At 75.3% G+C, this 14615-nt stretch carries 16 protein-coding genes; 8 read left to right on the top strand and 8 right to left on the bottom strand.

The window, feature by feature from the left end:
• Positions 1-156 precede the first annotated feature (156 nt).
• The 4 genes from HNR08_RS22725 to HNR08_RS11660 form a co-directional block, all read right to left on the bottom strand.
• Positions 157-1530: an ATP-binding protein gene (locus HNR08_RS22725; RefSeq protein ID WP_146834686.1), complete on the bottom strand. Its 1374-nt coding sequence runs from the start codon at positions 1528-1530 to the stop codon at positions 157-159.
• Positions 1527-2240, bottom strand: coding sequence for a LytR/AlgR family response regulator transcription factor (locus HNR08_RS22720; RefSeq protein WP_146834687.1), 714 nt, complete (start codon positions 2238-2240; stop codon positions 1527-1529). Before HNR08_RS22720 ends, HNR08_RS22725 begins: the two co-directional genes overlap by 4 nt.
• Positions 2241-2406: 166 nt before the next feature.
• On the bottom strand, positions 2407-3837 hold the full coding sequence (locus tag HNR08_RS11665; RefSeq protein ID WP_210736763.1) for an ATP-binding protein: 1431 nt from the start codon (positions 3835-3837) through the stop codon (positions 2407-2409).
• A 65-nt stretch (positions 3838-3902) separates the two neighbouring features.
• The gene (locus HNR08_RS11660) at positions 3903-4637 is read right to left on the bottom strand and encodes an alpha/beta fold hydrolase (protein ID WP_146834690.1); all 735 of its coding nucleotides are present in this window, start codon (positions 4635-4637) and stop codon (positions 3903-3905) included.
• A 122-nt stretch (positions 4638-4759) separates the two neighbouring features.
• Between HNR08_RS11660 and HNR08_RS11655 the strand changes: the two genes are divergently transcribed.
• The 4 genes from HNR08_RS11655 to HNR08_RS11640 are packed head-to-tail and all read left to right on the top strand — an operon-like array spanning position 4760 to position 7392.
• Complete coding sequence (locus HNR08_RS11655; RefSeq protein ID WP_221286350.1) at positions 4760-5050, top strand: SAV_915 family protein; 291 nt, start codon at positions 4760-4762, stop codon at positions 5048-5050.
• Positions 5047-5334: a hypothetical protein gene (locus HNR08_RS11650; RefSeq protein WP_146834692.1), complete on the top strand. Its 288-nt coding sequence runs from the start codon at positions 5047-5049 to the stop codon at positions 5332-5334. The genes HNR08_RS11655 and HNR08_RS11650 overlap by 4 nt, the downstream gene beginning before the upstream one ends.
• Positions 5331-6587 (top strand): hypothetical protein, encoded by a 1257-nt coding sequence (locus HNR08_RS11645; RefSeq protein ID WP_146834695.1) that lies wholly within the window; start codon positions 5331-5333, stop codon positions 6585-6587. Before HNR08_RS11650 ends, HNR08_RS11645 begins: the two co-directional genes overlap by 4 nt.
• Before the next feature lie 10 nt (positions 6588-6597).
• Positions 6598-7392: a hypothetical protein gene (locus HNR08_RS11640; RefSeq protein ID WP_146834698.1), complete on the top strand. Its 795-nt coding sequence runs from the start codon at positions 6598-6600 to the stop codon at positions 7390-7392.
• 26 nt (positions 7393-7418) lie between these two features.
• Here the strand turns inward: HNR08_RS11640 and HNR08_RS21790 are convergent, their stop codons facing one another.
• On the bottom strand, positions 7419-7688 hold the full coding sequence (locus tag HNR08_RS21790) for an acylphosphatase (protein WP_146834701.1): 270 nt from the start codon (positions 7686-7688) through the stop codon (positions 7419-7421).
• A gap of 95 nt (positions 7689-7783) precedes the next feature.
• A complete protein-coding gene (locus HNR08_RS11630; RefSeq protein ID WP_146834704.1) occupies positions 7784-9178 on the bottom strand; it encodes an FAD-binding oxidoreductase in 1395 nt (464 codons plus the stop codon).
• 136 nt (positions 9179-9314) lie between these two features.
• Here HNR08_RS11630 and HNR08_RS11625 point away from each other — a divergent pair, with 136 nt between their 5' ends.
• Positions 9315-10424 carry a helix-turn-helix transcriptional regulator gene (locus HNR08_RS11625; protein ID WP_168430279.1) on the top strand — a complete coding sequence of 370 codons (1110 nt, stop codon included), beginning with the start codon at positions 9315-9317 and terminating at the stop codon, positions 10422-10424.
• 16 nt (positions 10425-10440) lie between these two features.
• Here HNR08_RS11625 and HNR08_RS11620 read toward each other — a convergent pair whose 3' ends face one another.
• Positions 10441-10869: a hypothetical protein gene (locus HNR08_RS11620; protein ID WP_146834711.1), complete on the bottom strand. Its 429-nt coding sequence runs from the start codon at positions 10867-10869 to the stop codon at positions 10441-10443.
• Between the two features lie 140 nt (positions 10870-11009).
• Here HNR08_RS11620 and HNR08_RS11615 point away from each other — a divergent pair, with 140 nt between their 5' ends.
• On the top strand, positions 11010-12572 hold the full coding sequence (locus HNR08_RS11615) for an SPFH domain-containing protein (protein WP_146834714.1): 1563 nt from the start codon (positions 11010-11012) through the stop codon (positions 12570-12572).
• Positions 12565-13224, top strand: a complete 660-nt coding sequence (locus tag HNR08_RS11610) for a GNAT family N-acetyltransferase (protein WP_146834717.1) — start codon at positions 12565-12567, stop codon at positions 13222-13224. The genes HNR08_RS11615 and HNR08_RS11610 overlap by 8 nt, the downstream gene beginning before the upstream one ends.
• 4 nt (positions 13225-13228) lie before the next feature.
• Here the strand turns inward: HNR08_RS11610 and HNR08_RS11605 are convergent, their stop codons facing one another.
• Complete coding sequence (locus tag HNR08_RS11605; RefSeq protein WP_146834720.1) at positions 13229-14065, bottom strand: TetR/AcrR family transcriptional regulator; 837 nt, start codon at positions 14063-14065, stop codon at positions 13229-13231.
• Between the two features lie 48 nt (positions 14066-14113).
• Between HNR08_RS11605 and HNR08_RS11600 the strand changes: the two genes are divergently transcribed.
• Positions 14114-14587 carry a flavodoxin family protein gene (locus HNR08_RS11600; RefSeq protein ID WP_146834722.1) on the top strand — a complete coding sequence of 158 codons (474 nt, stop codon included), beginning with the start codon at positions 14114-14116 and terminating at the stop codon, positions 14585-14587.
• Positions 14588-14615 lie beyond the last annotated feature (28 nt).

Raw genomic sequence — 14615 nt, 5'->3', positions numbered from 1 at the left:
TGCCCGAGGAACCGGAGAGCCGGGGAGGCCTGTCCCGCCGCAGGTCAGAAGCGTGCGGGCGCGGTCCCCGCCCACCGCGGCACCCCGGATGTCACCCGTTCCGGCGTCACCCGCCCGGGACAGGCCGCCACCCGAACGGGCGGACGGCGCCGGCGCTCAGCGGGCGCGCTCGGCCGGGACCCGCGGGCCGGCCGCCCTGTCCTGCGGGATGGGCAGCAGGATGCGCAGGACGAACCAGTCGTCCTCGACGTTCACCGTCATCGAGCCGCCGTACTTCTCCGCGGTGTAGCGGATCGACTTCAGCCCGTACCCGTGGCGGGTGCGGTCCGAGCGGCGGGTCACGATGTCGCCGTCCTCGGTGCGCAGCTCGCCGGTGAAGTAGTTCTCGAACGTCAGCAGCACGAACCGGTCCCGGGCGTACAGCGCGACCTTGATCAGCCGCCGCTCCGGGTCCGGCACCGCCAGCACGCCGTCCATCGCGTTGTCGAGCGCGTTGCCGAACACCGCGGACACGTCCATCGCGGACATGAAGTCCACCGCCGCGCCGTCCACCACGTAGGTCAGGTCGATGCCACGCTCGGCGCACTCCTGGCTCTTCGTCGTGAGGATGACGTCCAGCACGCCGTTGCCGGTGTCCGCCTGCGCGGCGTAGCCGGAGACGCTCGCCTCCAGGTCGTCCAGGTAGGACGCGCGGCGGCGCGGGTCCCCCTCGGCGCGGATGACCCCGATCTGGTGCTTGAGGTCGTGGTACTTGCGGTTGACGATCTCGATGCTGCGCTTGGACTGGAGGTACTGGGCGTGCTGGCGGCGCAGCATCTCGTCGATCGCCCGGACCTCCGAGCGCGCGCGGTGCTGCAGCCGCTGGCCCTGCTGCGCGTACAGGGCGACGAAGCCGCACAGGTCCACGAGGGTGCGGATGTAGAAGATCTCGAGCCCGAGCCGCCCGCTGAACGGCGTGTTCGCGTTGAGGAAGCTGATGTTGCTCATGAAGAACGTCACCAGCGCGATCGCCACCGCCGACGCGAGCTCCCCGAACGTGACGTCCAGCGCCTGCGCCGGGCGGAAGTGCCGGGACTCGATGAGGTACGCCCCGACGAACGCGGCCGCGTACACCAGGACGAAGAACGGGCCCTGCCACTCGATGCCGGGCCGGCCCTCCGGCAGGAAGAAGAAGCAGTGCACCTGCCAGTGCAGCGCCGCGACCAGCTCGGCCAGCACCAGCGCCCGCGCCGCGAAGTAGCCGGCGTCCCGGGCGGAGACCTTCGCGGCCGTGATGATGAAGGCGTACATCGCCGCCACCGCGGCGGCCATGCCGAGGGTCCACAGCTGGATCGGCAGCTGGTCCGCGAGCTCCTGGACGCCGATCTGCACGCCCAGCGCGACGACCGCCACCGGGACCAGCCGGCGGCGCGGCAGCCGCTGCCGGCGCAGCAGCACGTACACCAGGCACGCCAGCCACTCCGCCAGGCCGGTCAGCGCCCGCGGGATGTCCGGCAGCGTCTCGACGACGGGCAGCGCGGCCGCGATCACGTCGCCCGCGCCCCGAGGTAGTCGGTGAGCGCCGCGAGGAACGCCTTCTTGCGCGAGCGGCTGATCAGCAGGTCGTGACCGCCGACCATGAGCGAGCTCGTCCCGTGCACGCCGAGCACGTGCCGGAGGTTCACGAGGTAGCCGCTGTTGCTGCGGAAGAAGCTCTTGCCCTCGAGCTGCGCCTCGAACGCCTTCAGCGGGCCGACCACCGAGTGCTTGCCGTCGACGGTGTGCACGGTCGTGCGGTGCTTCTGGCTCTCCAGGAAGACGATGTCGTCGGTCGCGACCCGCACCAGCCCGCCGTCGACGGCCAGCAGCAGGTAGTCCGCGGACCGGCGGCGCAGCCGGGCGATCGAGCGCTTGATCTCCTGCGAGAACGCGAAGTACGGCACCGGCTTCAGCACGTAGCTCAGGGCGTCGACCTCGTAGCCCTTGATCGCGTACTGCGTCATGTTCGTGATGAAGATGAGCACGACGTCGGTGTCCACCTGGCGGATGCGCTCGGCCGCGCTGAACCCGTCCAGCCCCGGCATCTCGACGTCCAGCAGCAGGATGTCGAAGTCGGGGCGGTAGCCGGCCACCACCTGGGCGCCGTCGGCGAAGGTCGTCACGGCGAACTGCTCGCCCTGCGTCTCCTCGTAGCGGCGCAGGTAGTCGACCAGCAGCGCCGCGCTCGCCGGGTCGTCCTCGACGATGCCGATCCTGATCACTTCTGCCGCTCTTTCGGGTTCTGCGCGTCCCGTCCGCACGGGTACGTCGGCCTGCCGGGACCGTCGAGCACCTGGCGCGCTCCCCCTCGCGCGCGGGCCCCGGCGAGACGCGCCGATGGTAGGCGAGCGTCGGCTGACGTGTCATCCACGCTGGCAGCAGCGGGCGTCAGGACGGCCAGGCCGCCAGCAGGTCGTCGGCCGTCCAGGTCGCCGCGAGAGGGAGGCCGGGCTCCGCGCCTCCGGGGCAGACCGCGACGAGCGGCGTCGCCACGCTCACCCCGGGAACGGCCGTCGCGTCCGCCGCGAGCGCGTCGCACTCCGCGGCACGCAGCGGGCCGTCGGCCCGCCACTTCACCGTCCCGACCAGGCGGACCGGGCCCGGTGCACCCGACGTCCCCACCAGGTCGACCTCCGGACGGTTGCTCCTCGGCCACCATCCTCCGACCGCCGTCACGTCCGGCCACGTCTCGTCGGGCAGCAGGCGGCGCAGCGCCGACCGGACCACCGGCTCCACCGCGCGACCGCGCCACGTGGCGAAGCCGCGCTCGACGCGAGCCATGGCCAGGTCGGGCCGGGCGCGGTCGACCTCACCCAGGGCCGGCTCCACGAACGCGAGCCAGAACCGGAGGGCGGGGTCGGCGATGCGGTACCGGCGGTTCTTCGGGGCGGAGGCCGTGGACAGCGGCTCGTCGGCGGCCACGATCCGCTTGTCGATGAGCACGGCGAGCGTGGAGCTGAGCGTCGCGGCGTTGAGCGGGGCGCCGCGGGCGGCGTTCTGGATGCCGGAGAACGTCCGCTCGCCGCGCCCTCCGATCGCCGCGAGCACCTGACGGGCCACGGTGCCCTCCGCGAACTCCGCGTCGAGGACGCGCGCGCCCGACACGACGAGGGCGCTGGTGGACGACGCGAACGACCGGAGCAGGAAGTCGTCCGGCGTCGCCCCGTGCTGCCACTCCTGGGCGACCAGCGGGAGGCCGCCCGTGATCAGGTAGGCGTCGACGGCGTCGAACGGCGCGAGACCGCACATCGCGCCCACCTCGGCGGGGGTGAGCGGGTCCAGGACCAGCTCGGTGCCGCGCGCGTAGAACGGCTGATCGGGGGCGGTGAGCCGCTCCATCATCGCAAGGTCCGAGCCGAGGAGCAGGAGGAGCACGGGCTTGCGGGACAGCCGGCTGTCCCACACGCGTTGCAGCTCGCCCGCACCGCCGGGCACGTGTTCCAGGAGCCACGGGATCTCGTCCAGGACGACGATCGACGGGGTGTCGTCCGGCAGCGCGGCGGCGAGCAGGGTCAGCGCCGCCGTCAGCGACGCGGGTGCGATGTCGCGGGCCGTGTCGGCGTCCGGGAGGTCCGAGTGCGCGATCGTCTCCGCGAGCAGCGCGAGCTCCTGCACGAGCGGGGTGCCCTTGGCGGCCTGGAACGTCACGGACGGCAGACCGGAGCGCTCGACGAACTCGGCCACCAGGCGCGACTTGCCGACGCGGCGCCGTCCGCGGATCAGCACGGCGACCCCGGCATCCGCGCGGGTACCGGCTCGTACGACGTCGAGCTGGCCCTGGAGCTCGCGGATCTCCCGCGACCGGCCGACGAACCCCACGACACCCCCTCCACTACGACGGGCTTGACTATAGTCGACTAAACTATAGTCCGCCATAGTAAGGATCACGTCGGGACGGCCATCGCCTCCTCCGCCTCGGCCTCGCCCTCGACCGCCCGCACGACCGCCGCCGCGAGGTCGTCGGGCCGCGTGAGCTGCGGCCAGTGCCCGGTGGGCAGCTCGACGATCGTCACGTCCCGGACCCGCGCGAGCTCCTGGACGTACGGGTGCCCCTTGGCCATGAGCTCCCGGAGCACCGCCTCCGGCATCGTCGAGGTGATGAGCGTGACCGGGACGTCGTACCGGCGCTCGTCGTGCAGCACCTGCGCGCCACCCGCCACCAGCGGCGGGACCGTGAGCGCGCGTGCCCGGAAGTCCGCCCGGATCTGCTCGGTCAGACCCTCGAGCTCCTCCTCCTCGAACGCGCCCCAGTCCGGCAGCGGCACGACCCCGCCGACGTCCGGCAGCTCGTCGTTGACCACCCCGCCGTCGGCGAGCGGGCCGCTGTCGACGTAGACCACCTGCTCGACCCGGTCGGGCCGGGCGTCCGCGACGGCGTGCGCGACCGCCCCGCCCCCGCTGTGCCCGACGACGACCACCGGGCCGTCCAGCCCGTCCAGCAGCTCGACCACCGCCGCGGCCTGGTCGGCCAGCGTGATGCCCGCGACCTCGTCCGCCGCACCGCCGGCGCCCAGGGGCGTGACGGGGTGCGGGGTGTGCCCGGCGGCCGTGAGGGCCGCGGAGACCGGCGCCCAGGAGGACGCGTCCAGCCAGAACCCGGGGATGAGGATGACGTCCATGGCACGACGGTAGACGTGACCTCCGACACCCGCGACGGTGCGCTGCTCCACCCGACCGGGCCCGTGACACAGAGCGCTCGGGTAGGTTGCACAGGCGTACCGACGAGGCACGAGGGGGAGCGATGTCGCGACCGATCCCGGCGGACTACCCACCGGTTCTGTACATCCCATGCCTCCGCGCGGTCGTGGACCCGGCAGACCTCGAAATCGTCTACCGCACGACCAAGGACGGCCGGACAGCTCTGCTCGTCTACTCGGCGCTCGATCGTCTCCACCGGTGCGCCGGAGCGGCCGAGCCGTGGTTCGTCCTGCCGACCACCGAGCTGCAGAAGCTGTACGACATCCGACCGTTCGACCTGGTCCTGCTGGACCTCGTCGTACCGGAGGACCAGCGGGTCGAGGCGTCCGCGTGAGCATCAACGTTGACCACGCGGGCCTCCGTGCGGTCGCATCGGAACTGCAGGACGCAGCGACGGACCTCGACGCGTCGTGCGCCTCGATCCCCGCCTCCACTGGCACGGGGGACGCTGCACCGCTGCTCGCATCGATCCTCACCACGTTCTCCGGCACCGTCGCTCACCTCGCTCTCGAGGCGCACCTCATCGGTGAACGGGTCCAGGAGTGCGAGGACGCCTACGTCGAGACCGACGGAGCCGTGTCGACCCGGCTCTCGTCGGTGTTCGAGGTGTCGTCGTGATGTCGCTCGAGGCGAGCATCGACGGGAGCGCCGCGACGATCCGTGGGGTCTCGGCGTGGCTGGGCGACACCCTCGCCCCGGCCGCCTCCGCCGCAGAGGACACCGGGCGCCGGCAGCGCGATCGCGCCGCCGGGGTGTGGACCGGCGAGGCGTCCGAGGCCGCACGTGGACGGATCGAGACCCTCGCCGGCCGCACCGGCACGCTCGGCGGCACGGCCGCGAGCACCTCGCGGGCTCTGGACCGGCTCGCCACCGCTCTCGACGACGAGCAGGCGGAGATGGCGCGAGCACTCGGAGTCGCGACGGGCGGTGGCCTGCAGGTTCTCGGCACGGCGATCCAGGCGCCGTCGGCGGCCCGAGCAGTCGCCCCGCTTTCAGTCGACGCTGCACCGGCCGAGGTCGAGACGCACCGCCGCGAGGTGGCCGCACACGACCTCGCTCTCGCCCGTACGGCCGTGTGGGAGGAGGTCGTCGAGATCGTGGATGACGCCCGCACCCGGTGGGCGCAGGCGCTGGCAGACGCTTCAGCCACGTGGAACGCGAACGCGGGGAACCTAGTCGGACTCACGAACGACCTGCTGTCCACCGGCGCGGAGGCCGGGGCTGTCGTCGCGATCTCCCGGTTCGCGGCGGCGGGGGCGCAGACGCACGCAGCCGAGGCCGCCAAGCTGGCGCGGCATATGGACGACCTCGCGCCGGGCGGGCGCGTGGCCACCTCGTCGAGTCACTGGTACGACTTGTACGACCGCATGCGTGTGGAGACCGCGCTTGCTGACGACGCCGTCCGCGCCGGAGCGAACGCCCGCGTGCCCGTGGCACTCGGACGTGGGTTGCTCGTGCTCGGAGTCGCCGCCACCGGTTACGGCATCTACGACGACATCCAGCACGGCGAGTCCGCTGCTCAGGCCGCGGTGTCGAACGGTGTGGGCTTCGGCGCCTCGCTTCTCGCTGGAGCGGGCGCCGGCGCGGCGACCGGAGCAGTCGTCGGCAGCTTCGTCCCGGTGCCCATCGTCGGCACCGTGGCCGGGGCGGTCGTCGGAACGGTGGTCGGCACGGCCGCAGGCCTGATCACCTCAGGGGCGATCGACTCGATGTGGGAGAACGGGGTCGACTCGCTCGGCGACGTCGGAACCGCGATCGTGGATGGATGGGACGAGCTGACCGGGACGGTCGCTGACGCCGGGGAGATCGTCGGCGACGCGGCGGGCGCTGTCGGCGACACCGTGAAGGACGCGTGGAATGTCCTCTTCTGACCGCGGCGGCATGAGCCGCAGGTTCCTCTGGCTGGTCGTCGTCGGCAACGCGGTGCTCGGCGGCGCGCTGACGCTCGTCGCGCTGGCGCTGCTCACGCAGCCGGGCACCTGGCCGACCGCGGCCTCGCTGCTGGTGGCGCTCGCCGGGGTCTTCTGGGTCGCGGCCGGGTCCGTGGGCTTCCACCGGACGTACCTCCGCCGGCGGCCGCTCGACGGATCGCGCGTGACCCTCGACCCGGTCGACGGCCGCCCGGCCGTCGTGCTGCCGTGGTCGTCCACCGTGATCGCCGTGCCGGCGGCGACCGTGGCCGGGCTCGTCGTGCTGCTCGCCGGCGCGACGGTGCTGCAGATCGTGCTCCGGGATGCGGGAGCGGGAGCCTGGTTCACAGGCGGGCTCGCTGTGCTCCTGCTGCCGCTGCTGCCCGACTCGTGGCTGCGGCTCCGGCGTCGGCCCTGGCTGGCGCTCACCGTCGACGGCGTGGTCGTGCACGGCTGGGACGGCGACGGCGAGCTGCCGTGGGAGCGCGTCGCCGGCGTGGAGGTCGCCGACACGGGCCCGTGGTCGAACCTGCGCATCGTGGACCGGCGCGGGGCCGCACCGAGATGGCGACGGCGACGGCGCATCCTGTTCGCGCCCGCGCCCAGGGGTCCGTACCTCGAGGTCCCCTTGCCGGTCGTGGACGTGGACCCGTACTTCCTCGCCGGGACGATCACCTTCTACGCAGAGAACCAGGCGGCCCGGAGGGAGATCGCGGACGGGACGGCGCGGACGCGGCTGGTCGAGAGGCTGCGGCCGGTGGCCTGACACTCCCGGCGCGGCACGCCCCTGGCTCAGCCCGTGATCACGAACCCCGTCGCGCCCTCCGGCTCGGCGTCGCGCTCGTCCACCCGCTCGACGTACGCGTACCGCGGGCCGTGCCGCGTCCACGCCGCGAGCGCCGCCACCGCGTCCTCCGGCCCCTCCACCAGGGCCTCGACGGTGTCGTCGGCGCGGTTGCGCACCCACCCCGCGACGCCGAGGCGCCGGGCCTCCGCGGCCATCGAGACGCGGAACCCGACGCCCTGCACGAGACCGTGCACGACGAGCCGGCGGGCGGTCACCGGGCCAGTCTGCGCCCGCGGGGCGACCGCCCGCCAGGGTCCGGCGGCGTGCGGGCGGTCCCTCCCCCTGCCGGGGACCGCCCGTCCGGCCGGGCTCAGCCGCCGACGGGGCGGTTGCTCCGGAACAGGCCGGCGGGGTCGACCGCGGCCTTCACCGCGCGGAGCCGCTCGACCGTCGCGGGCGGGTACGCCCGGTCGATCGCCTCGGCCCGGTCGAGGAACGTCAGCGGCGCGGTGCCGGTGCTCCACGGCGCCATCGTGGCGAACAGGTCGTCGAGCGCCGCGGACATCGGCGCGTAGGCCTCGGGGACGGGGACGATGGACAGCCCCGAGAGCAGGTAGGGCTCCGGCGCGGTGCCGGCCGCCGACGGCACGCGCTCGCGGGCCAGCGCGCCACCGACGTGCCGGACCTGCACCTGCATCAGCGGCGTGCCGCTGCCCGCGCCCACCCGGGCGAGCAGGGCGTCGACGGCCGCGTCGTCGAAGGTGTGCAGCCGGGTCCCGGCGAGCACGGCGGGGCTGGGGTCGACGGGCTCCTCGGCGAGCAGCCCGACCTCCCCGGGCGCGAGCGGGCGGAACGTGTCGCGGACCACCGGCCCGGCGGCGCGCACCGGCGCGAGCAGCCGCTCGGCGTCCTCCGCCTCCCCCAGGTACGTGGCGAGCAGCAGCGCCAGGGACAGCCCGCGCATGGGCTCGGGCACGACCGGCGCGTCCGGCAGGTGCAGCACGGCGGCCCAGGCGGTCAGCTCCTCCGGCGCCTCGCGCGTGATCGCGGCGAAGGCCCGGAACACGGCCGGCGCGACCTCGGCGGGGAACGCGAGCAGGCCGCCGTAGATCTGCGGCGCGGGGAACAGGTCCAGCTCGACGGCGGTGACGAGCGCGAAGTCGCCCCCGCCGCCGCGGAGCGCCCAGAGCAGGTCGGCGTCGGCCGGGTCGTCCCCGCCGACCCAGCGGTGCGCACCGGCGGCGTCGACGACCTCGACGGCGCGGACGGACCCGGCGCCGGTGCCGAACGCGCGGGAGAACCAGGACAGCCCGCCGCCGAGGCAGTACCCGACGACGGTGACGTCCGGGTTGGAGCCGATCAGCGCGGTGAGGCCGGTGCCGTCGAGGGCGGTCTGCAGGTCGCCCCAGCGCACGCCGGCGCCGACCCGGGCGACGCGCGCGCCGGCGTCGACCCAGATGTCGTCGAGCGCGGTGGTGCGGACCAGGACGGTGCCGTCGAGCGAGCGGCTGGCGCCGTGCCCGTTGGGCTGCGCGGACACGGGGACCCGGTGCGCCGCGGCCCAGCGGACGGCGGTGACGACGTCGTGGGCGCCGGCGGCCTGCACGACGGCGAGCGGCTGCTGGTCGACGAGGACGTTCCAGGGCAGGCGGGCGGCGTCCCAGGCGGGGTCGCCGGGTGCGCCGACGGTGCCGGCGAGCGCGGCGCGCAGGTCCTCGAGGGCGGTGGTGTCGAGCGGCTCGTGGGCCGCGATCTCGGTGGTCATGCCGACGAGCGTCCTCGCGGGACGCGGCGGCGGGTATCCCAGGAACCTGGGGAACGCGCCGCCCCGCCCCGCCGACCGGAGAATCCCCACAAACATGGGGGTACCGGGACGAAGCGGACAGCGGGACCATCGGGGGATGACCACGCTGCGCACCGAGCCGGTGCAGGAGGGGCTGGACGCCCTCGCGCGCGCCGGGCTGGGCTGGCAGGACTTCGTGCGCGGGGCGATCGACCTGCTCGGCGCGGCGATCCCGAACGACGCCGCGTGCGTCGGCCCGGTCGACCCCGGGACCGGCCTGCTCACCGGCTCCGTCAAGCGGAACCTGGGCGACGAGAAGGACGCGGAGTTCCTCGAGCACGAGTACGTGACGGACGACGTGAACCTGTTCCGCACGCTCGCGCGGCGGGAGAACCCGGTCGGCATCCTCGCCGACGACACCGGCGGCGACCCGCGGCGCAGCAGCCGGCACCGGGAGATGTTCGTCCCCCACTGGGCGCTGGACCACGAGATGCGGGCCGCGGCGCGCACCGACGGCCACCCCTGGGCGGCCATCGCGCTGTACCGGTCCGGGGAGTCCAGCGGGTTCTCCCCCGCCGAGGCGGACTTCCTCGCGCGGGTCGCCGGCACGGTCGCCGTCGGGGTCCGGGCGGGGCTGGTCACCGCGGCGGCGGCGAGCCCCGCGCCGGGGACGCAGGGCCCCGCGGTACTGGTCGTCGACGCCGACAACGCCGTCAGCCAGGTCAGCCCCGCGGCGGAGGCCCGGATCGCGGAGCTCGGCGGGTCCGGCTGGGGTGCGCTGCCGACGCCGGTCGCGTCGATCACCTCGGCCGCCCGCGCGCTCGGCGCCGGCCGGCTCGGCACCGTCCCACGGCTGCGCGTCCGCACGCCGTCCGGGCAGTGGCTGCTGGTGCACGCCGCGCCGCTCGCCGCGCGGGACGGCGGCCGCCGGCAGGTCGTGGTGACCATCGAGGAGGCGCGTCCGCCCGAGATCGTGCCGCTCGTCGTCGCCGCCTTCGGGCTGACCGGGCGGGAGCGCGACGTCGTCGCGGGGGTGCTGCACGGCGACAGCACGCAGCAGATCGGTCGGACCCTGCACCTGTCGCCCTACACGGTGCAGGACCACCTCAAGGCCGTCTTCGAGAAGGCGGGCGTGGGCAGCCGGCGCGAGCTCGTCGCGCGGGTGTACTTCGACCACTACGCGCCGCGGTACGCGGGCGACCTCGCGCCGTCCGGCTGGTACGGCTGAGCGCTCGGCGGGCACCTCAGCCGTCGTGACGGTGCAGCGGGATCCCGAGGACGGTCGGGTCCGGCGCGGTCAGCACGTCGAGCCCCGCTGGCACCGGCGGCAGCCCGCCGTCCGGCTCGGCGCCGACCCAGACCCGCCACAGGTCGCCGTCGCGGAACAGCAGCCCGGGCGCGACGAGGCGGGTCCACCGGCCCGCCGCGTCGACCTGCGCCCGCAGCGCCGCCCCGTGCTCCGCGGGGACGAACCCGACGACGTGGTTGCGGCACACCACCACGACCGCCGCGTCCCGGCCGCCCTCCAGCCGCACCTCGACGGGCACCGGCCGGTCCGCGGCCCGCTCGACCGCGCCGAGCACGCCGCGCACGGCCGTCTGGAGCGCCGTCGCCTCGGCGGCGTGGAACCCGGGTCCGACGTCGGCGGCGACGCGCGCAGGGGTGAGCCTCACGGGCGTCAGCCTGCCACGCCCGCACGCACCACTCGGCCCGCCGGGCTGAGTGGTGCGCCCCTCTGCGCCGAACCCCCCGCACGGGCGCGTCGGCGGCCCTAGGGTTCCCTGTACCGCACCGTCACCGCCGAGGGAGACCCATGGAGATCGCCGGAGCCGTCCTGATCGTCGCCGCCGCCGTGCTGGCGGTGCTGGTCCTCGGGGTCGTCGCGCTCGTCTACGCGAAGGTGCGGTTCAAGATCGCCACCCCGGACGAGGCGCTCATCATCACCGGGCGCAAGAGCGGCACCCCGGTCATCAACCCCGAGACCGGCGACGAGACGACCGACCTCTCCGGGCAGCGCGTGGTCATCGGCGGCGGCACGTTCGTCAAGCCGATCTTCGAGCAGGTCGTCCGCCTGTCCCTCGCGTCCCAGAGCTTCCCGGTGGCCGCCGAGGACGCCACGACCAAGAGCGGCGTCGGCGTGACCCTCCGGTCGATCGCGGTCGTCAAGGTCGGCGGCACCGAGCGCATGGTGCGCGCCGCGGCCCAGCGGTTCGCCGGTCGCAGCCAGGAGCAGGTCATCGAGCAGCAGACCAGCGAGGTCCTGGTCGGCGTGCTGCGCACCATCGCCGGCACGCTCACCGTCGAGTCGATCCTGTACGAGCGGCAGGACTTCTCGAAGGAGGTCAAGGACATCGCGGTGCCGATGCTCGCCGAGCGCGGCCTCGTGCTGGAGAACTTCGAGATCCAGACCGTCGAGGACTCCGGCGACTACATCCGCAACCTCGGCCGCCCCCGGGCCGCCGCCGTCGCCCGCGACGCGGAGATCGCCGAGGCGCAGGCCCGGCAGGAGAGCACCGAGCGCTCGAACGAGGCGGCCGTGCAGATCGCCGAGTCCAACAAGGCGCTCGCCCTGCGCAACGCCGACATCGCCCAGCAGACCGCCAAGGCGCAGGCCGAGGCCGCCGCCGCCCAGGAGCGCGCCGAGGCCGAGTCGCAGCAGGCCGTGCTCGTGGAGCAGGAGCAGGTCGCCCTCCGCCGCGCCGCGCTCCGCGAGCAGGAGCTCCAGACCGAGGTCCGCAAGCCCGCCGAGGCCCGGAAGTACGAGGCCGCGCAGGAGGCCGACGCCCGCAAGTACGCCGCCGAGCAGGAGGCCGAGGCGGCCAAGACCGCGGCGATCCGCAAGGCCGAGGCCGAGGCGCAGCGCATCACCGCGCAGGCCGAGGCCGAGGCGTCCGCCGCCCGCGCCCGCGCGGAGGCCGCACTGGTCGAGCAGCAGCGGCGCGCCGAGGGTGCACTCGCGCTGGCGAAGGCCGACGCCGACGGCATCCAGGCGCGCGGCGAGGCCGAGGCCGCCGCCGAGCGCGCGCAGGGCGACGCCCGGGCGTCGGCGATCAAGGCGGAGTCCGAGGCCTACCAGGCGTTCCCCGAGTCGGCGCGGCTGCAGATGGTGCTCGACGCGCTGCCGAAGCTCGCGCAGCCGTACGCCGACGCGCTCGCCGCGATCGACGACATCACGGTGATCGACAAGGACGGCGCCTCCCGGGTCACCGGCCAGGTCGCGTCCGGGGTGCAGGAGCTCGCGGCGCTCCTCAAGGCGCAGACCGGCGTGGACCTGCTCGAGCTCGTCCGGGGCGTCGGCGGCGGCGACGGGCGCACCGTCGCGGTCGGGGCGCCCACGGCCCGGGCGCCGCGCGACGACACCTCCGCCGGTGCCTGAGCACGCCCTGCCGGCCGGCAGCCCCCGGCTCGCGGTCCCGCTGGACCTCGGGACGCTCGACGCCCAGCCGCTGCGCACGGCGCGGCTGCTCGTCCGGCCGCTGCGGGAGTCCGACGCCGCCGACGTGCACGCCTACCAGTCGCTGCCCGACGTCGTCGCCTACCTGCCGTGGCCGGTGCGCGACCGGGACGCCTCCGCCGAGCACACCGCGGCGCGGGCGTCCCGGCGGGTGCTGGCCGCCGACGGGGACGCCGTGGCGCTGGCGGTCGTGCTGCCCGGCACGCCGTCACTGGGCGCCCCGGGCGACGGGCGGGTGATCGGGGACCTCACGCTGATCCTCGTCAGCGAGCGGCACGCGCAGGTCGAGGTCGGGTGGGTGCTGCACCCGGACTTCCGCGGGCGCGGGTACGCCGCGGAGGCCGCGGGGGCGCTGCTCGACCTGGCCGCCGGCGCGGGGGCGCACCGGGTGGCCGCGCGGGTCGACCCCGACAACGCCGGGTCGCTCGCGCTGTGCGCGCGGCTCGGGATGCGGCACGAGGGGACCGCGCGGGAGGACCGGTGGGACGGCGACGCGGGGTGGCGGGACACCGCGGTGTGGGCGGTGACGGCCGCGGAGCGGCGGCCGGGTCGGGCCACGCCCGTCCGGGGCTGAGGCCCTACTCCCGCCGCAGCAGCCGCGCCTCCCGCTCGAGCTCCGCCGACCGCGCCACCGCCAGGTCGAGCCGCGCCGCGTCCCACACCACGTCGGGGTCGGGCTCCAGGAACGCCAGGATCGTCGCCGTGACCGCGTACGCCTCGGTGGTCCACGGCGCGAGCGCGCCCGAGCCGAACGCCCGCATCGGCGTCGGCGGTCCCGGCGGCACGACGGCGGCGCGGGCGACCAGCCCGGTCATCATCGCGCCGGTCGCCTCGGCCATCCGCGTGAACCCGTCCGCCGGGTCGAGCCACGGCACCAGCCGGTAGCCGAGGACGGCGGGCAGCCGGCCGTAGACCCGGGCGCGGCGGTCGGTGAAGGCGCGCTCGGACGCGGCCAGCTCGGCGGCGACCGCGTCCCGGAGGTCGCCCTCGGGCAGGGTCGAGCAGGTCGCGCGCAGCGCCAGGTGGTCCCGCCACGCGGCGGACCCGGCGAGCCGGCGGAAGTCGCTGTCGGTGGTGATCCGCAGGCTCTCGACCACCAGCGTGCGCCAGCCCTCGGGCGTGGCGAGCGCGGCGCGGTCCCCGGCGACCAGGCGGCGCAGGGCGGCGATGTCCTCGTCGGTCTCCGGCTCGAGGTCGACGTCCCGGGCGACCCGCAGCAGCACGCGGGTGCGGAATTCGTCCCGGGTCGGCCACCGCCGGTACGCGGTGGCCCGCGCGACGCCGGAGGCGGCGATCGCCTCCTCCAGGCTGATCCGGTCGAGGCCGACGGTGAGGCCCCGGCGGCGCACGAGGTCCACGGCGGCGCTGACGACGCGCTCGCCCGCGTCCTCGGGGCGTTGACGGGGGTCCGGCACGTGCCTCGTCTGCCTGAGACATGATGTCTCAGTCCGGAGGTGGTCCCCGTGCGGGTCCTGCTGATCGTCGAGTCCTGCTTCGGCACCACCGAGGCGGTCGCCCGGAGGGTCGCGGAGGCCCTGCGCGCGGCGGGCGCCGAGGTGGAGCACGTCGCCGCCGCGGACGCGCCCGCCCGTCCGGACGCCGACCTGGTGCTGCTGGGCGCGCCGACGCACAACATGGGGCTGCCCACCGCCGCCAGCCGGGCCCAGGCCGCCGGCAAGGGCGCCGCCGCGGTCCCGTCCGGGGTCCGGGAGTGGATCGCGACGGCCGACACCGCCGGCGTGCCCGTGCTGACCTTCGCGACCCGGTTCCGCAGCGCGTTCGCGGGGTCGGCGAGCAGGGCAGCCGCGAAGCAGCTCCGGCGCCGCGGCGCGGACGCCCGGCAGGGTGCGGACTTCGTGGTCACCGGGGTCGGCGGGCCGCTCGCCGACGGTGAGCTCGAGCGCGCGGCGGCCTGGGCGGCGGGGCTCGCCGGCTGACCGGCCGCCGGCATCTGGGAGGCTGGGG

It is taken from the genome of Cellulomonas hominis (assembly GCF_014201095.1).
Taxonomy (GTDB): domain Bacteria; phylum Actinomycetota; class Actinomycetes; order Actinomycetales; family Cellulomonadaceae; genus Cellulomonas; species Cellulomonas hominis.
This window is presented reverse-complemented; position numbering and strand designations above follow the sequence as displayed.